Source organism: Neopoerus faecalis (genome assembly GCF_029218125.1).
In the GTDB taxonomy this organism is placed as follows: Bacteria; Bacillota; Clostridia; order Oscillospirales; family Oscillospiraceae; genus Oscillibacter; species Oscillibacter faecalis_A.
The window spans coordinates 116,680-132,473 of the sequence record NZ_JARFXX010000004.1; the positions used below are offsets into that span (position 1 = coordinate 116,680).

The 15,794-nt window shown below is 54.2% G+C and carries 21 protein-coding genes; 2 read left to right on the forward strand and 19 right to left on the reverse strand.

Annotated features, from left to right (window positions below; genetic code table 11):
• The first annotated feature begins 175 nt into the window (after nt 1-175).
• Nucleotides 176-898 carry a LytR/AlgR family response regulator transcription factor gene (locus tag PY311_RS06315; protein WP_286147821.1) on the forward strand — a complete coding sequence of 241 codons (723 nt, stop codon included), beginning with the start codon at nt 176-178 and terminating at the stop codon, nt 896-898.
• Entirely contained in the window at nt 898-2,214 is a 1,317-nt protein-coding gene (locus PY311_RS06320) for a sensor histidine kinase (protein ID WP_286147822.1), read from the forward strand. Before PY311_RS06315 ends, PY311_RS06320 begins: the two co-directional genes overlap by 1 nt.
• 38 nt (nt 2,215-2,252) lie before the next feature.
• Here PY311_RS06320 and PY311_RS06325 read toward each other — a convergent pair whose 3' ends face one another.
• From PY311_RS06325 to PY311_RS06410, 19 genes are all read right to left on the reverse strand, one after another.
• The gene (locus PY311_RS06325; RefSeq protein WP_286147823.1) at nt 2,253-2,549 is read right to left on the reverse strand and encodes a hypothetical protein; all 297 of its coding nucleotides are present in this window, start codon (nt 2,547-2,549) and stop codon (nt 2,253-2,255) included.
• Between the two features lie 180 nt (nt 2,550-2,729).
• Nucleotides 2,730-4,457 (reverse strand): ABC transporter ATP-binding protein, encoded by a 1,728-nt coding sequence (locus tag PY311_RS06330; RefSeq protein WP_286147824.1) that lies wholly within the window; start codon nt 4,455-4,457, stop codon nt 2,730-2,732.
• Between the two features lie 2 nt (nt 4,458-4,459).
• On the reverse strand, nt 4,460-6,229 hold the full coding sequence (locus PY311_RS06335; RefSeq protein WP_286147825.1) for an ABC transporter ATP-binding protein: 1,770 nt from the start codon (nt 6,227-6,229) through the stop codon (nt 4,460-4,462).
• Between the two features lie 139 nt (nt 6,230-6,368).
• The gene (locus PY311_RS06340; RefSeq protein WP_286147826.1) at nt 6,369-7,001 is read right to left on the reverse strand and encodes an L-2-amino-thiazoline-4-carboxylic acid hydrolase; all 633 of its coding nucleotides are present in this window, start codon (nt 6,999-7,001) and stop codon (nt 6,369-6,371) included.
• 152 nt (nt 7,002-7,153) lie between these two features.
• Nucleotides 7,154-7,945, reverse strand: coding sequence for a class I SAM-dependent methyltransferase (locus PY311_RS06345; protein WP_286147827.1), 792 nt, complete (start codon nt 7,943-7,945; stop codon nt 7,154-7,156).
• Nucleotides 7,946-8,173: 228 nt separating this feature from the next.
• Nucleotides 8,174-8,881, reverse strand: coding sequence for a DUF6796 family protein (locus PY311_RS06350; protein ID WP_286147828.1), 708 nt, complete (start codon nt 8,879-8,881; stop codon nt 8,174-8,176).
• 59 nt (nt 8,882-8,940) lie between these two features.
• Entirely contained in the window at nt 8,941-9,420 is a 480-nt protein-coding gene (locus tag PY311_RS06355) for a hypothetical protein (RefSeq protein WP_286147829.1), read from the reverse strand.
• Nucleotides 9,421-9,497: 77 nt separating this feature from the next.
• Nucleotides 9,498-9,794: a hypothetical protein gene (locus PY311_RS06360; RefSeq protein WP_286147830.1), complete on the reverse strand. Its 297-nt coding sequence runs from the start codon at nt 9,792-9,794 to the stop codon at nt 9,498-9,500.
• A gap of 18 nt (nt 9,795-9,812) precedes the next feature.
• Nucleotides 9,813-10,004 carry a hypothetical protein gene (locus PY311_RS06365; RefSeq protein ID WP_286147831.1) on the reverse strand — a complete coding sequence of 64 codons (192 nt, stop codon included), beginning with the start codon at nt 10,002-10,004 and terminating at the stop codon, nt 9,813-9,815.
• A gap of 44 nt (nt 10,005-10,048) precedes the next feature.
• Entirely contained in the window at nt 10,049-10,540 is a 492-nt protein-coding gene (locus PY311_RS06370) for a hypothetical protein (protein WP_286147832.1), read from the reverse strand.
• Nucleotides 10,537-10,761 (reverse strand): hypothetical protein, encoded by a 225-nt coding sequence (locus tag PY311_RS06375; protein WP_286147833.1) that lies wholly within the window; start codon nt 10,759-10,761, stop codon nt 10,537-10,539. The genes PY311_RS06370 and PY311_RS06375 overlap by 4 nt, the downstream gene beginning before the upstream one ends.
• Nucleotides 10,704-11,177 carry a hypothetical protein gene (locus PY311_RS06380; RefSeq protein ID WP_286147834.1) on the reverse strand — a complete coding sequence of 158 codons (474 nt, stop codon included), beginning with the start codon at nt 11,175-11,177 and terminating at the stop codon, nt 10,704-10,706. Before PY311_RS06380 ends, PY311_RS06375 begins: the two co-directional genes overlap by 58 nt.
• A 6-nt stretch (nt 11,178-11,183) precedes the next feature.
• Complete coding sequence (locus tag PY311_RS06385) at nt 11,184-11,966, reverse strand: alpha/beta fold hydrolase (protein WP_286147835.1); 783 nt, start codon at nt 11,964-11,966, stop codon at nt 11,184-11,186.
• Nucleotides 11,967-11,983: 17 nt separating this feature from the next.
• Nucleotides 11,984-12,589, reverse strand: coding sequence for an L-2-amino-thiazoline-4-carboxylic acid hydrolase (locus PY311_RS06390; RefSeq protein WP_286147836.1), 606 nt, complete (start codon nt 12,587-12,589; stop codon nt 11,984-11,986).
• A 6-nt stretch (nt 12,590-12,595) separates the two neighbouring features.
• Nucleotides 12,596-13,228 carry an L-2-amino-thiazoline-4-carboxylic acid hydrolase gene (locus tag PY311_RS06395; protein WP_286147837.1) on the reverse strand — a complete coding sequence of 211 codons (633 nt, stop codon included), beginning with the start codon at nt 13,226-13,228 and terminating at the stop codon, nt 12,596-12,598.
• A 1-nt stretch (nt 13,229) separates the two neighbouring features.
• The gene (locus PY311_RS06400; protein WP_286147839.1) at nt 13,230-14,162 is read right to left on the reverse strand and encodes an acyl-CoA thioester hydrolase/BAAT C-terminal domain-containing protein; all 933 of its coding nucleotides are present in this window, start codon (nt 14,160-14,162) and stop codon (nt 13,230-13,232) included.
• On the reverse strand, nt 14,159-14,443 hold the full coding sequence (locus tag PY311_RS12645) for a hypothetical protein (RefSeq protein WP_350309706.1): 285 nt from the start codon (nt 14,441-14,443) through the stop codon (nt 14,159-14,161). Before PY311_RS12645 ends, PY311_RS06400 begins: the two co-directional genes overlap by 4 nt.
• On the reverse strand, nt 14,410-14,934 hold the full coding sequence (locus tag PY311_RS06405) for an alpha/beta fold hydrolase (protein WP_350309707.1): 525 nt from the start codon (nt 14,932-14,934) through the stop codon (nt 14,410-14,412). The genes PY311_RS12645 and PY311_RS06405 overlap by 34 nt, the downstream gene beginning before the upstream one ends.
• Complete coding sequence (locus tag PY311_RS06410; protein WP_286147840.1) at nt 14,931-15,794, reverse strand: MBL fold metallo-hydrolase; 864 nt, start codon at nt 15,792-15,794, stop codon at nt 14,931-14,933. The genes PY311_RS06405 and PY311_RS06410 overlap by 4 nt, the downstream gene beginning before the upstream one ends.

Consider the following 15,794-nt stretch of genomic DNA (forward strand, 5'->3'; position numbering starts at 1 on the left):
CTTCATCCGATTTGGCATTTTGCTTGCGCTCAGTATAAAAAGGCCATTCGGTTTTTTCAAGCGCCGTGGCACGAAAGGGGCTATTTTGGCACGAATTCCGACAGCGGTTCTTTGTCATCCTCGACACGCTGTGATATAATTATCTTGGAATTCAAGCACAAGGAGAGAACCCTGCATGAGAATTGCGATTGTGGATGATCTTGCTGCGGAACGTGCACTGCTGAAAGACCGGCTGGAGCAGCAGCTTCACCGGAGAAATGTGCAGGCGGATATTCTGGAATACGAAAGCGGCGAGACATTTCTGGAAGCGGCAAGGAAAGCGCCCTTTACTGCCGCATTTCTGGATATTTATATGGATGGCATGACGGGCATGGAGGCGGCAAAGAAGCTACGGAAAACCAACACGGACTGCCTGCTGGTTTTTACCACGACCTCGACCGACCATGCGCTGGAGGGCTTTCAGGTACGGGCGCTGCACTATCTGGTCAAGCCCTTTACCGAAGCGGACATCGATGCGCTGACGGACGAGCTGCTTGCCCGCATACCGCAGCCGGATAAATATATGGAGCTAAAGGTGGATGGAAGCGAGATCCATCTGCGCTATCAGGACATCGTCTACGCAGAACACTTCGCCCACTTGATCTACGTCCATACGACGGTTCAAAAGACGCTTGCCACACGCCAACCCTTCAAGACGTTCATCGCCCCACTAAAGGAAGACACACGCTTTTTTGTGTGCGGGCGCGGCGTGATCGTGAATCTGGAACACGCGAAGGATCTGGAAGGCGCCGCCTTCCGCATGGCGGACGGAAGCCGCGTGTTTGTCAGTCAGGACCTTCTGAAAAGCGCCCGGCAGGCGCTTATGGAGTTCTTGCTTCAAAGGGGGCGGATGGCATAATGGAGCTGCTGCCTCCAATTCTGGAGCTCGGCGTGGTGATTCCCGGCATGCTGCTTGCCTACTTCCCGGTAAAATCCAGCTTAAAGCAGCCGCTGTCAAAGCTTGTTTTGTGGCTTGTTCCGCTGCTTGCGCTGCTTTGCGCCGCCGGAGGCGTGGTGTGCTATGCGCGCCGCATGCCGACTGCGCCGATGCTTGCAGCCCTAACCTTGCTTGCAGTCGTGATCTACATAAAAACGCTCCGGATTTCGCTTTGGAAATCCGGAACGATTGCGTTGTCCATCTGTGCGGTATTTGCCTGTATCAACAGCCTTTCAAGAGCGATCAATGCCGCTATGCTGGCCGGTTTGCCGCAGGCGCAAGCTGCGCCATGGTTCTGTCTGCGGTCTGCGATTTGCTATCAGGTGATCTGCTGGCTGTTTGCCGTCATCGCCTATTATCCTGCGACGCACAGCGTGCGGAGGATGGTCGAGGATGAAAATTTTGCGCAGACTTGGTATTCCTTCTGGGTGCTGCCGCTGGTGTTCATTGCGCTGAATCTGTTTATGATCCCCAAGTATGCGGACACGCTCTATACCGGGCGTGTTTTGCAGGGGTATTTTGTGATCAGCATCGCACTTTTGTTTTTGATGCTTTTCTTCAACGCAATCTTCCTTCTGATGGCGATCAGCATCAACCGGAATGTGAGATTGCAGCAGGAGAACCAGCTGCTTTCCATGCAGCAGCAGCGCTACGAAAGCTTGAAAGCTGCCATTGAGGAAGCACGGCAGGCGCGGCACGATCTGCGCCACCAGCTATGTCAGCTCGCTGCCCTTGCAGAAGAAGGGGATCTTGAAAAGATCAAAGCCTATCTCTCCGGTGCGGTTTCCAGAATTCCAAGTCTTGAAATGCATTTCTGCGAAAACCGGGCGGCAGACAGCGTGGTCGGGTATTACTGCGCGCTTGCCAAACGGGAGAATATCCCGTATTCCGTGCAGATTGATCTGCCGGAATGTCTTCCTGTAGACGAAATCAATCTATGTCTGGTTCTCTCGAATCTGCTGGAAAATGCGCTGGAAGCCAGCCTGCGCACCGTGCCTGCCCGACGCAGGATCAAACTGACAGCCTATCTGCATGGCAACAGTCTGGCACTGATTCAGGTTGAAAACACCTATGACGGAGTCATCCGCGAAAAAGGTGGTGTCTTTCAGTCCTCCAAGCGAAAAGGAGACGGCGTCGGACTTCAGTCCGTCCGTCACATCGCAGAAAAATCCGGCGGGGTGAGTACGGTTACCTATCAGGACGGCGTATTCCGCGCAAGGGTCATGCTCCGGGGATAATTATGCCCGGCCTTTCCAAAACGGCACGACCACAGATTTCAGCAGTCTCGCTTCCGGCAATCCCTGTATGTACTGGATCGCCGTTTTTGCAAAGATATTACATGGGAGCAATTCAAAGAGACCGTAGCCTGGTGTAATGGGTGAAAATTGCACTTGAAATAGTTTGTGCATTCTCTTGATGCGCCATAAAACTCAGCCGCACCTTTCAGAAGACCACTGATGATAGCTTCTGAATCCTCGGTGTTTCGCAGATTGGCCTCCAACACGCTCATTCCACGGTGGAATGCACTGCATTCAACAAATGGTGTGTTTTCCTGCATGATTTCGTTGCTCATGGATACGCCTCCTTTGATTGATAAAAAAAGCGCAGAGACTGACCAATCTCTCAAAATCGGGCAGTCTCTGCTGTGCGACCGCACAGCAAGGCTGAGCGGTTATGTACTTATAAAAAGGACACCTATTCTTTCGAATAGATGTCCTTTTTTGTTGTGTCGAGGGGCTGTTTTTGAATTGGGTCAGATGGCCCAGCTCTGGCTTTCGGTCTGCAAATCCACCATGTGGGTATACAGTCCATCGCAGGCATAGAGCGCATCGGGCGCACCCTGCTCAGCCACCACGCCGTCGGACAGCACCACGATTTTGTCCGCCCCGGCTACGGTGCGCATCCGGTGGGCGATGATAAGGACAGTTTTGTGTTTTATGAGCCGGGAAAGTGCCTCCTGAATGGCAGTTTCGTTCTCCACGTCCAGACTGGCGGTGGCCTCGTCCAGCAGAATGATGGGCGCATCCTTCAGGAAGGCGCGGGCAATGGAAATGCGCTGACGCTCGCCGCCGGAAAGGGCGCAGCCATTCTCGCCGATGTTCGTGTTCCACTTGTCCGGCAGCTTTTCGGCAAATTCCTCGCAGTTTGCCAGCTTTGCCGCCGCAAGGACCTCCTCGTCGGTGGCACCTTTGCGCCCCAGACGGATATTTTCCAGTATCGTGTTGTCAAAAAGAGTCACATCCTGAAACACGATGGAATACAGGCTCATGAGCCTTTCCGGGTCGATTCGAGAAACCTCCATGCCGCCCACGGTGATGCTGCCCTTCTGGTAGTCCCAGAACCGTGCCGCCAGCCGGGAAACGGTAGTCTTGCCACCGCCGGAGGGGCCCACCAGTGCCGTGACCTCCCCCTGCCTTGCAGTAAAGGAGACATCCCGCAGCACCGTTTCGCCGGAGTTGTAGGCAAAGCCCACATGGTCGAACACGATATCGCAGCCCTGATTGGTCAGCTGCTCGCTGCCGGTCTGCAGGGGAGCGTCCAGAATCTCGTTCATCCGCCCCACATTGGTGCGCATGGCAATGACCGCCGCCAGATTCTGCAACGCGCCCTGCATAGGGTCATACATCCGGGAAGCCGCCATCAGGAACAGAAACAGGGTCAGCACATCGATACTGCCCTGCACCAGCAGCACCGAGCCGGTGAGTGCCACCGATGCAATGCCCAGCTTGAGCACCATGCTCGCAGAGGACACAAACAGCGCTGTTTCCAGTTCTGCTGCGATGGACTGCTTTTCCACAGCCCGAATTTTGCCGGAAAGACCGGACAGATAACGCTGCTCCGCATTGCTGGCTTTCAGGTCCCGGAGGGTTTCGATGTACTCCTGAATGCCGTCCGCACAAGCCATTTTCGCCGCCATGGTCTTGGCCTGCACCTTGTCCTGCACCCGGTAGCTGCCCACCACGATGGCGGCGGATACCGGGATGACCCACAATGCCGCCAGCGCCATACGTCCGTTAAAGGCGAACAGGCTCAGGGCAATGAGCACCGTGGAAATGAGGGAACCGAACAGACCGGGGATGAAGTGGGAGCAGTCCTTTTCCAGCACCTCGCAGTCTGCCATGATGGTGCTGGTCAGGTCGGCAAGATCCCGCTTGCCGAAAAAGGACAGGGGCAGCTTGCGCAGCCGTTCCGCAAGGGTCAGGCGGCGGGTGCCGCTCTCTTTATAAGTCGTAAAATAGGTGCCGTTGTACTGGAACCATGTGGTCAGCAAAATCAGCGCAAAGCAGCCCAGGCACCCCAGCAGATAAAAACCTTTTCTCCCGCTCGTGGAGCCTGCCAGCAGATCTTTTACCAGGAGATACAGCAGCCCGGTGGGCAGCATGAACGCCATATTTTGGAACGCACAGGCCAGAATGCCCTTTACAAGCCCCTTTGCGCCCTCCGGGGAGCTGGCCGTGGCGTGTTGAATTATTTCGATCATCCTTACCCCTCCTTTGCGACCTTCCACTGCACCGATGCCTGATACTCCTGCCACATCCGGGCAAACAGACCGTTCTGCGTGCACAGCTCGTCCTTTGTGCCGAATTCTGCAATTTGCCCATCCTGCACCACATAGATGCAGTCGGCGTTGGCTACGGTGGACAGGCGGTGTGCGATCATCAGCACGGTTTTGCCCTTGGCAAGCCGGGCAAAGGCTGCCTGCACCTTAGCTTCATTGTCCGGGTCGGCAAAAGCGGTGGCCTCGTCCAGAATCAGGATGGGTGCATTTTTCAGCATGGCGCGGGCAATGGCAATGCGCTGCTGCTCGCCGCCGGACAGATACACGCCCTTGGTGCCGATAACGGTATGGATGCCCGCCGGGAACTTTTCTATAATATCCATGCACTGCGCCGCTTTCAACGCTGCCAGCACCTCGGCTTCGGTGGCCTGCGGTCTGCCCAGACGGACATTATCCAGAATGCTGCCCTTGAGCAGGCGGCTGTTCTGGAACACAAAGGAGATGGTATCCATCAGCTCTTCCTTGGGGATTGCCCGCACATCCGCTCCGCCCACCCGGACGCTGCCGCTCTGCACATCAAAGAACCGGCAGACAAGGTTTGCCAGCGTAGATTTTCCGCCGCCGGAGGGGCCTACAAAAGCCACAGTCCGTCCCGGCTGAATCTCCAGCGAAACGCCCTTGATAACCTCGTTTTTTCCGTCGTAGCTGAAATGCACATTCTGTAGCGCGACAGAAGCATCCTGCGGGTGCTGCGGAACAGCCTGAACCTGCATGGGTGCTGCCTCCAGCACCGAGTCGATGCGTGTCAGCGCATCCGCTACCACCATCTTGTTCTCGCTCATGTACATTATGCGGGTCAAAGTCAGGGAGATCACCGGCGTGATGATGATATAGAACAGCAGGTTCAGCAGAAATTCCGGGGTCACGCCGTGTATCGTGAACAGCAGCCCGCCTGCAATCAGAAGGGCGAACACGCCGTTGACGGCGGCGGTGTAGAACATCATGGGCAGGCGCAGGTCTTTGGTGTAGGAGACGACCCACTTTTCGTACTCATCAATGGTGGCCTTGAACTTTTTGAAGGAAAACACACTCTGCCCGAAGGTCTTGACCACCGGAATGCCCCGGACGTATTCCACTGCCTCGTTGGACATGGCCTCCAAGGCGTTGCCGTACTGCCGCATTTTTTCAACCATCCGCTTGCCGGTCATGGTCGCCATAATGAGGAAAGCCAGCACTACCGGCGCAAGGCTCAGCAGCCCCAGCCTCCAGTCGAACGCCAACAGCAGCACCAGCAGCCCCACCGGGGTGGCGATGGCGTTGTACTGGTCGGGCAGCTGGTGGGCAAGATAGGTCTCGGCGGCTCCGGTGCTCTCGTGGATGATCTTGCGCAGCTTACCGCTGCCGAAGTTCTCGGCAAAGCCCAGCGGCAGCAGTGCCAGATGCTCCGACACTGCCAGCCGCAGATTGGTCGCCACCCGGAACGCCGACAGATGGGAGCACATCAGCGCCGCAATGTAAATAAGGTAAGACAGCACTGCAAATAACACTGCCATCCAGCCGTAATGCGGGATGTTCACCGCCTGCGCATAGTTTGGCGCCGCGTTCAGCACATCCCGCAGGATCTTCCAGATGTACACAAAAGGCACCAGCGCCACCAGCGCACTGGCCCCGGACAACACCCACGAAGCGTAGGTGAAATATCGGTAGTTCCCGGCGTAACCCATCAGCCGGGAAAGATCAGACTGTTTTTTCACGAAAAGACCTCCTTCAAATAATTTTTATGCAAACTGGTATGATCGCGGCTGCACGGAATGGTGCAGCTCCAGGCAAAGGAATCGTGAAGAAGCACCTTGCTTTCCGATTCAGGCATCACCGATGAAACAGAAGTAGGATTCAAGGTCGTTCTTTGTTGCCTGTAATAAAGTAGTCGCAATACTCTCCGCCATTCGCCAGCGTCTGTTTCCTGTGCAGAACGCCATGCTGAAGCGTGATCATCACTTCGTCAAGCTCGCAGAACAACGGCATAAGTTCGGAAACACCGAGATTTCGCGCATAGGAACAGATGGGGCAGCGGGTGATGCGGTAGTAGCAGGCACCCTCATACGGCTGCCCGACAAAATCCACCTTGAAGGAGGTCGGGTATTCCGCCTCCTTTTCGGGCGTATACCACTTGGCGTATTTGACAACACTCTTTTTGTTCTCCGCCTTACCCTTGTCGGTATTCAAGTCGGTCTTTGCAAAGTACCACTTGATATGATAGAGTGAGCGGCGCATCATTTCCTGCACGGTTTCCGGCGGGATTTTTTTCTCACTTGCCACATAGGGTGCGACAAAGGCAAGGGCAAACAGCTCGTTGTACGCCATTGGGTTATCGTCACCGATGTCGTCCGCTTTCTCGACCAGTTCACGATAGACTTTTTTGCTCTTTTTCATGATGTCAGCGGCATATTCCCTGCCGTATTTCTCTGCCAGAACCTTTTTCATCGGGCTTTTGAACATCCAGAAATAAAAACCGTTATATTTCATATCGCTTTTCCTCCCGTGATTTATTTGCAGACCCAAAAAACGCAGCCCAGCCGCCGAGGGGACAGGCCATCATTGCATCCATATACCGCTTAGCAGTCTTGCCTACATAATTTCCGCAAGGGAACGGTCAGCTTTCGCTGATGCCACACTGATTACTTTCTTCCCACCAACAGGGTCGAACCGTGCAGCATCAGCCGTTTGGCTTCCTTGGGGGTCATAAATTTGCCCGTTGTCGTATCGATCAGTTCCACACGCTCATAGCCCATCTCCCTGAGCTTTTGGACAAACGCCTGCATATCCCCGTATCGCCGCTCAGACATCAGGTCATGGATGGCAAACGTTCCACCTTTTTTCAACACCCGCAGCGTTTCCAGCAAAAGCGCCTGCTTATCCTCTCCGGTGATGTTGTGATAGACATAGTTGCTTGTCACCGCATCAAAACTCTCATCCAGAAAATCCAGCTTCACAGCGTTCCCGCGTTGGAACGAAATATTTGTCACGCCCTCTGCGGCGGCATTCTTTTCGCACAACGGCAGACTGAAGGAAGCATATTCCTTGCCCCAGCGGTCGATGCCAATCATTTTTCCCTGCGGGTTTCGTTTGGCACAGGCAATGGTCAGCGCACCGCTGCCGCAGCCCACATCCAGCCCAATGCCGCCCTCTGGCAGGGTGACATAATGCGCGGTTCCTTCGATGATCTGCTTTGAGAGCTTGCGTTCGCCGTCATAGGAAAAGCTCCGATAGGCATGCACGCACCACTCGGTGTACTTTGCACAGATGACAAAGGCGATGCCGAATACCACCCCCAGCGCAATGCGCAGTTTTCCGCTCACACCGATTCCGAATACGCCAAAGATGAGCAGCAGCGCAAGCGACAGCACTGTTCCGGCAATCAACGAATACAACATCCCTTTGGGGATCCAGTTTTTGTAATCAGGTTTCATATGCAAGACTCCTTTTTTTCATTGGGTGTGCTTTTTCACGGAAAGACTTCCTTCAAAAAATTTTCTGCAAAAATGTTTCCATCAAATCAAGATACCGTTCCGCCTGAACGATAAAGCCTACATGACCGCCCGGAACCGTGCGAATCTCTGCATCCAGTTTCCGAAACAGTTGTGCAAAACGGTTCTGATGCACTTCTGCAAAAGCCGCAGATAATTCAGCAATCGCTGTCAGCCCGCGAGATGCGCGAAGTACTTTTTCTCATACACCGCAGCTGCGATGCACCAGACCATGATGGCACTGTTCGTGCTGCTCTGGCTCATTACGGACATCCATGTATCGACAGGCACCTGCATCGCTTGGGCAATATCCGGGACGCCTGCCAGCAGAATGTTCCATATGACCGGGTGAAAAGCCAGCATCCACCGGGGATAACGGGTCTTGCCCGCAAGCAGCATCACGAAATGGATGCCGAAAGCCAGTATCATCGGAACGTACATCGGCGCAATGGCGGGGAGCATGCCGTCCTGATAGGCCGTGACCGCCGCGATAGCCGCTTCTTCTCCGATGCGCGGACCCAGATAGGTGGTGAACCACGCCATGGTTGCCACCCAGGTATGGATCGTCAGCGCCACTGCAACGGTGAAAATTCCGCACAGGTACTGAACGGACTTTGTTTTCCTATACTTTGCGTCAATGTCCGCATTCAGCGCTTTTACCACAAAGTAATAGAGAAAGCCGCCGACCGCGCCCAGCCCCACGGTCAGGACTGACCGCCACAGGCCGTAAGCGCCGGACAGATAGTAGGCGCGGTCAAACATTCCGGTGTCCGCTTCCTGAAGCGGAACGCAGCTCAGCAGCCAATCGCCAGCCGACATCAGAACAGCGCCGATCGCACCGAGTATGCAGCCTCGGAGGAACTTTTCACTCGTTTCCATCTCTCTCACCTCCAATTGCAGTTCGTAATTCTGCTTTTCATTTGGCAATTTCCTCCTTCTTAGAAGATCAAAACGACAATACCGCCGACAATTGCCGCTCCTGCGACCCAGATCAACGCCAGTATGCTTCGCTTTTTCAGCACCTGCCGCCAGGTCTGCACGAACGGCGCATCTTCAAGCCTTGGCAGCACCCAAAACTGGCTGTGCCCGACCCATAGCTTGTCGATTACAACGCCATCGTAAACATTCATGACCTCAAGAAACAGCAGCGCCTGCCAATAGGCTTCACCAAAGATAGAAGCCCTGTTCCACATACCAATAATCAGCACAAGAGCAGCAAGCATCACGATGTAAAATGAAATCATAAAGCGCTTTCGTTTCCGGTTCATCGTATTGCGGTCGATCAGTCCCAGCTCAATGGCTTGGTCCTGCACCTCCTTGGGATAAAAGTACAGTCCATTGACCGCCCCGCCGATCACAGCGATTTTTACCATTGCGGTAAACAGCAGGCAATAAATCAACAATTGCAGTATGATCATTGTTTTTCCCTTCTCAGTCTGCGTGCGAATCGGGCATATGCTCCCATTTTCTTCGCCTCCTATTGCGGTTCATAAAGTCATTGCACCCCATAGAAAATTTCTTTTTTGAAGGAGAGGTAGATTGGCAGTCCTGCGACGAAGTTAAGAACACCGCCAACGATGAGCCATACAAGCACTGAGGAAACGCACGCTGTTGTGATCTGAGTCATTCCGACAACCGCCCCTGCCAGTCCGGAATAAACCGTTATCCCAAAGCTCAAATTCTTTTGGAGCTTTGTGGCAATCTCCTTTTCGTGGATCTTGTTCAGATAAATTAGATACGCAACACCGAACAGGACGCCCGCCAGCGCAAGTAGCGCCGCATAGTCCAGCACATGGCAAAAGCCGTTTCTTCAAAAGTAAATAACACCTGCAATCAAGTGGATCATCCAGCCAATATCGCTGATTAGCCCCAACATCAGGAACGGAATATCCGGCATCATCGCTGTATATCGGACACCCTGTTTCCCCGCCTGCTGAAGCTGCTGGATATGGGCTTCTGTTGTTTTTCTTTTTTCATGCAGGACTTTTTTTATCACACGCATAGAAAATCTCTGCCTCCCAAAACGATTGCTTCTGTCACACGTCCTCAAAGCAGCGCGCAAAGCCACACTGCCACAGCGGAGGCGGGAATGTAGATCACAAAGTGCCAGATATGTGTTTGCTTGTTATAGCCGAACATATGCGGACCGACCACGCCCTTCAGCTCCGGATAGAAATGCGGAAAGAAATTGGAGTGGCACAGCAGCACCCAGTCAAAGAAAATGATGTCGTAGATCTCCATGGCGTAGAGCACGGCGAGAAACCGCACAAAGAAGTCCAGGAAGCCGAAGCCGTTTCTGACGCCGTCCCATACGCTTAGTGCCGCCGCAGCGAGAAAAAGCAGGATGGCAATGATCTCAATCACCCAGCCGATACTATGTGCGCCGGGAAATCGTTCCTTTGTATCGGGGATTGCGTCCAGATTTTCCTTTGGTGCGGATGAGAAAAAACGCTTGTCCTGAATGAAACCCACCCCGCCGTATAAAACAAGAAAGTATGCCAGAAATACCATGAGCGTTACAAGAACCGTGATTTTCATTTTGATGTTGATGCCTCCGTACTGACAGACTGCTGCTTTTCCGCGTCCGGTTTTTTGATCAGGTCATACAGCTTTCCAAATTCGCCGATGTCCCGCACTCCGGCAAGTTCCATGCCCAGATGGACATATTTGTCGCACTTGGACTTGGCATCGGTCTCCAGAATTACCGGCACGCCCAGCCGGTTGCCCTCGGCAAAGGCAATATCCATAACCTTGCGCATATAGCCCTGTCCTGATACTGCTCCCGCACACAGACAAGCCCTACAAAGATATACGGCTTCTTCTCCTTGTCCATGCGATCTTGCAGTGGCACACCGCCGCGCTTGATGGCCATAGCGAAGTGCACGAGCCTCTTCAGGCTGGAATTGCGCAGCATCCCCTTTGCAATGGGCCACAGCGTCCTGACGCCCAGTTTCTGCTTCGGCAGCTTGTAGGCGATATAGCCCTCGCCCCGCTCGCCGGTGGTGTGCAGAAAGCCGCCCCGCAGCACCCCGCGCACATAGGCGCAGATATAGTTTGCCGTGGCTTCTTTCCCGGAAAAGGCAGCGGACATTCCCGTTTCCTCTCCGTAGTCGTAATAGCCGAAAGCGTGACCGATATCATGGATGGATTTTTCGTCCAATGTTGTAACTTTCATTGTATTTCACTTTCCTGATTCTTCAGCACATCTCTCTGTTCCGCCATCCGTCAGAAAGCGTTCCAGCTCCGATGCAAGCAGCGCCGGATGATTGATGATCTCACCATGACCAAAACCGGGGAAGCAGCGGACGATCAGACCCGGATATGCCTTCCGCAGTCGCTGGATGGCCTTTTTCATATGCCCTTCTTTTTCTCCGTACCAGCAGGCGACCTTTGCATCGGGCTGTACCGGAAAGTCCGTCCGATAGAGATAAAGCCCTGCCTCCCAAGTGGCCCGGACGGATTCCAAGCTGATATGATCCGGGATACGGCGGAGCATGGTCTGCATTCCCTGCTCCGTCTGCCCCATAAAGCGCAACGCCCATGCAGGCATATACTTTTCGTGTGCCGTTCGATACTGCTTTTGCGGCATGACCTTCAAAATCAGTCGATTCAGCACGCCAAAATCCAGATACTCCGGCCCGCTGAGGATCATTCGACCGATTTGAATGTTTGGGGAAGCCTTCAGAAAAATAGTCGGTCCGCAGCCCAGCGACTCTGCATAAAGCAGGTCCAGCCGTCCGTCCAGTTCTTTTTCAATATATTCCGCCAGCTTGTCCGCCTGAGCCTGAGCGGTCGTGTAGGTCGTTTCGCCTGTTCCGTCAAAGCCGTCGAAACTGACGGCATACACGCAGAATTTCTTTTCCAGCAGCGGGATCAGATTCTCAAACTGCCGCCAGCACATAAGATTTCCGTGCAGCAGCATAATGGTCTTTCCTTGTCTATTGCCGAATCGTTTGATGTCCATACCAATCTGCCTCCCGGCTATTTTTCGACCTTCATGCAGAAGTCGCAGCGGTCATCGCCGCGCCCCAGCGTTTTTGTTCGATGCCAAATGAGCTTCGGATGAAGACCGGTGTAGCTGATGTCGTCGCTGTCGCAAAAGCAGCGGCACAGCTCTGGGCAGCCGTATTCTGTGCAGGTGTCGTGATAGGGACACTTTATCATATCCACACGCCAGACGCCGTTACCGGTCTGCAGTTCTTTTGGGACAAAGCCCGCCGCCGGGCCGAAAACGCTCCGGGTGGATTTGACGAAAACGCCGGGAACAAGGCGGTAAAGCCCCGGTATGTACAGCAGGGCGGCAAGCTGTTTGTGGCTCGTTCTCGCCAAGCGCTCCACATAGCCGTGAACGGTTTGCAGTGCCTCCTCTTTCGGCATGACCCGCTGCAAGGTCTCGTAGGCCGCAATGCCCGGCAAAATCTGCCGTTTGAGGTGGTACTGCTTTTCCTTGCTTGCATCTGCATTTTCAGCCAGCAGCGCACTCAGGCGCATATCGAAAGCGGTGTTCAGTTCCTTTGCCCGCGCGGGAAAGCGCAGTGCCGCAGTCTCCCGGAAATCACGGGAAAGATAGGTTTCCTTCCTCTTCATCGTCCGTTACCTTTTCTTTTTGTACCCGCAGTCGCAGTAGGGTCCGCCGAAGGCAAGGGTGTACTGCCGCACAAAATTTGTCACACCGCCCGCTTCGCTCATGGTGTAGTCCAGATGGCACAGGGCGGGGGTTAGGTCGTACAGCCCCAGCTCTTTCATCAGCACACAGATGCCGCATTTGGTAAAGCGTCCCTCGTAGCCGCTGCCATCCGGGTATTCGTAAAACTCCATGTTCCACGAATAGGGGTTGCGGTCGGCGGCTTTCAGAGCGGCTGTTGCCTTCATAGTGGCAATATCCTTTTCGGTGAACTTGCTTTTTCCGCTCTTGCGGCAGAACCACTGCATGGGCGCAGTCATCATGGCTTTTGCATAGTAATCCGTCAGCCTGTCCACCTCCGGACGCTGCGGCATGGAGAGAACAAACGCCCCGATCATGGCGCAGTTGACAAGATTCATTTTGAAACGGTCGGCTTTTTCAAACTCCGGCAGCCTGCGGATGATTTGCCGGTATTGCGGCTTTGCCTTTTTCGTGATGGCTTTTGCGGTAGCTGCATCATAGCCCAGCACAGCGGTCAGCTGCTTTTGAAAGGAGCCAGCAAACAGCACCCACATGGCCATGGGCCTTCCTGTCCAACGCATCTCACTTTGTTCCTTTCCATTCCGCTAACACCCGGCACATCCGTTTCTCGATGTCTATCCGGGTCTGGCGGCATTCCTTCGGATATTTTTTTGCTGCCTGAAACACGAACTTCACAAATAGACCGGAGCCAATCGGCAGCATGATTTTCAGCATTCCCTCCGGAAAAACGAAGTGGGTGCCGTGGGCATAAACCATCGTCTCAATCTCGCATTCATGCGGTTTTTCGGCAAGGCGCTTTTCCATCCGGCGGATATACTTTGCGGTGTCCCACAGCGCATCGTCCTCCGCGCCGATCAGCAGCAGCTTTCCCCGGATGTTTTCAACGGGAATGTATTCTTCCGGCTCGATCGGATGAGCTGTCTCGGAATCGTCAAACAGCTTGCGGGAGTTTACCATATCGCCGACGCGTTTGCTTTCGGCGGCGATGCAATGCCAATAGTCGGGATGCTGATAGCAAAACGGCATATAGGGCAGCGGCTTGCCCCGGTAGGAGAACAGCGACTCGCCCTCGACCGGCCATTCCTTGCAGCCGTCCCTTTTGCCCTGCATGAAACCCTGCCACACAAAATCGCTGGGTGTCATGGCAATGGTCAGGGTAATATCCGGGAACATGGCAGCCGCTGTCAGCGCAAGCGTTCCGGTGGTCGATGCACCGGCAATGCCGATCTTTCTGTTACCGTTAGCTTTCAGCCATGAAATTGCCGTCTCCACACGCTCAAGCGGGTAATTATGATGTCCGTAATCTTTTTTCGCGGGCGACATTGTGAGCACGTTTACACCGTACCCGCAAAGCCATTTCACTGCCGAGCGCGCAAGCTGATCCTCCGGATCATCCCCGATCATCGCGATGACCGCACAGTCTGAACCGTCGGCACACGCCCAATACGCACCGTAAAAGCCGGCGGTTCCCACATCAAAGTGCTGATGCTTCATTGCTTTCCCTCCATAATGTCCTTCACCAACTGCACCCAGCGCTCCGGATAACAGGCCAGCAGCTCCTCGTGCTGCAAGTCCTGCTCGTGAATGACTGGGTTTGCAAAGTGCCGTTCATAGCGCTCGCGGTATTTCTCACCCATTTTGAGCGCATAGAAAATATGAATCTCTGTTCCCGGAACGTTGATCTTGTCCGGCAGCGGGGTGACAAGGTCGGAATAGAACTGATTCTTGCAGCTCTGCACGGTCACATAGGGTCGTGCGCCGCCGAGCATCTCCATGAACGCTTGCACATAACCGCCCATTTCCGACTTTCGCTGCGTGAGGCGTTTTGCAGTAATCGACTCTTGAACCGTCCGCCCCGTATCACCGGGTAGATCAGCGGCAGCAGCAGATTTGTTTGCAGCTTTGCCGCAATGGGAGATGCTTGGTCAAGATCAGAGCTGCCGAGAATTCCGTAATCCATATGAATATTCCCCCGCGCCGCCAACAGCCCTACAAAGGAGCCGCCCAGCGAGCAGCCGTAGGCCGCCCGGATATGTCCGCCGCTATGCTCCTGAATGTAAGTTTCTATTTTCTCTGTTTCCTCCAGTATAGTGGGAAACTCGGTATGTTCCGTCTCATCGAAGCCGTCGTAGCTGATGCAGAGAACGCGATAGCTGTCCGCCAGCAGCGGAATGACCCGTCCAAAATTGCCCTTCCAGTGGCAGCAGGTGCCGGGGAGCAGCAGGATGACCAGCGCGTGCTCCGCACCGAAGGAATAAACTTTCATCTTCCCACTCCCTTCAGGAACCCGCTCTTTGCCATTTTTTCCGTGTCGTCCGATTCATCATAAGCGTCATAAGGCGCGGTGGGGTCGGGAACCCGCTTTCGGAACGGTGAGCAAAGCTTGTCCTTATGGGCAAAGGCGAACTCGAAGTTGTCCGTCCAGCCGGTGTGGCCGGTGAGGAACAGCGGGTGTAATCCACGGCTTTGCAGCTTCTGCTCCAGCGCCGCCAGCGACTTTACCGCCAGTTTGTTGCTTTCTGCCAGAGAGGAAATGAAGCTGTAGCCGCCGTCCGCGCCGAACCAGAGAGTGTCGCCGGTGAAGAGATATTTGTCGTCAATGAGATAGACCATATGCCCCCATGTATGGCCGGGGACGAGAAAGCACTCAATTTTGATGCCGTCAATCTCGAAAGTCTCGTCGTCATGCAGCAGCACCTTTTCGTTGTTAATTGTGACCTGCGGCAATTTATAGAGATGATATATGACTTTTCGCCGCACCTCGCCGGTGAGATACCGGTTTTCAATCTCGCCGATATAGAGCTTTGCGCTCCGGAACAAACCGGGGCTGTCTGCCTCCACCGCGCCCACGTGGTCGGTGTCCTGATGAGTGATGAGGATGTGCCGGATGGACTGCGGGTCGATGCCCAGCCAGCCCATTTTTTCTGCCAGCCGGTCGTAGTTGTACCCGGCATCGATTATGATGGTGGTGTCGCCCTTGCGGTAGAAGAAGATGTTCGCCACCCACTCCCGCGCGCAGGCCACGCGCTCATCCACCCAGCCGGTGTTCAGCGGCTTGAATATCTCCTTGCCGCGGTACATCTTGCTCATTTCTCTTTTCTGAAATTCGGTCGCTTTCTTTGACAT

Excerpts from the sequence above, each read along its gene's own strand:
- PY311_RS06315 (WP_286147821.1), top strand. The coding sequence starts at position 176 with ATGAGAATTGCGATTGTGGATGATCTTGCTGCGGAACGTGCACTGCTG.
- PY311_RS06320 (WP_286147822.1), top strand. The coding sequence starts at position 898 with ATGGAGCTGCTGCCTCCAATTCTGGAGCTCGGCGTGGTGATTCCCGGC.
- PY311_RS06325 (WP_286147823.1), bottom strand. The coding sequence starts at position 2,549 with ATGAGCAACGAAATCATGCAGGAAAACACACCATTTGTTGAATGCAGT.
- PY311_RS06330 (WP_286147824.1), bottom strand. The coding sequence starts at position 4,457 with ATGATCGAAATAATTCAACACGCCACGGCCAGCTCCCCGGAGGGCGCA.
- PY311_RS06340 (WP_286147826.1), bottom strand. The coding sequence starts at position 7,001 with ATGAAATATAACGGTTTTTATTTCTGGATGTTCAAAAGCCCGATGAAA.
- PY311_RS06345 (WP_286147827.1), bottom strand. The coding sequence starts at position 7,945 with ATGAAACCTGATTACAAAAACTGGATCCCCAAAGGGATGTTGTATTCG.
- PY311_RS06350 (WP_286147828.1), bottom strand. The coding sequence starts at position 8,881 with ATGGAAACGAGTGAAAAGTTCCTCCGAGGCTGCATACTCGGTGCGATC.
- PY311_RS06355 (WP_286147829.1), bottom strand. The coding sequence starts at position 9,420 with ATGATCATACTGCAATTGTTGATTTATTGCCTGCTGTTTACCGCAATG.
- PY311_RS06365 (WP_286147831.1), bottom strand. The coding sequence starts at position 10,004 with ATGCGTGTGATAAAAAAAGTCCTGCATGAAAAAAGAAAAACAACAGAA.
- PY311_RS06370 (WP_286147832.1), bottom strand. The coding sequence starts at position 10,540 with ATGAAAATCACGGTTCTTGTAACGCTCATGGTATTTCTGGCATACTTT.
- PY311_RS06375 (WP_286147833.1), bottom strand. The coding sequence starts at position 10,761 with ATGCGCAAGGTTATGGATATTGCCTTTGCCGAGGGCAACCGGCTGGGC.
- PY311_RS06380 (WP_286147834.1), bottom strand. The coding sequence starts at position 11,177 with ATGAAAGTTACAACATTGGACGAAAAATCCATCCATGATATCGGTCAC.
- PY311_RS06385 (WP_286147835.1), bottom strand. The coding sequence starts at position 11,966 with ATGGACATCAAACGATTCGGCAATAGACAAGGAAAGACCATTATGCTG.
- PY311_RS06390 (WP_286147836.1), bottom strand. The coding sequence starts at position 12,589 with ATGAAGAGGAAGGAAACCTATCTTTCCCGTGATTTCCGGGAGACTGCG.
- PY311_RS06395 (WP_286147837.1), bottom strand. The coding sequence starts at position 13,228 with ATGCGTTGGACAGGAAGGCCCATGGCCATGTGGGTGCTGTTTGCTGGC.
- PY311_RS06400 (WP_286147839.1), bottom strand. The coding sequence starts at position 14,162 with ATGAAGCATCAGCACTTTGATGTGGGAACCGCCGGCTTTTACGGTGCG.
- PY311_RS12645 (WP_350309706.1), bottom strand. The coding sequence starts at position 14,443 with ATGGAGATGCTCGGCGGCGCACGACCCTATGTGACCGTGCAGAGCTGC.
- PY311_RS06405 (WP_350309707.1), bottom strand. The coding sequence starts at position 14,934 with ATGAAAGTTTATTCCTTCGGTGCGGAGCACGCGCTGGTCATCCTGCTG.
- PY311_RS06410 (WP_286147840.1), bottom strand. The coding sequence starts at position 15,794 with ATGTCAAAGAAAGCGACCGAATTTCAGAAAAGAGAAATGAGCAAGATG.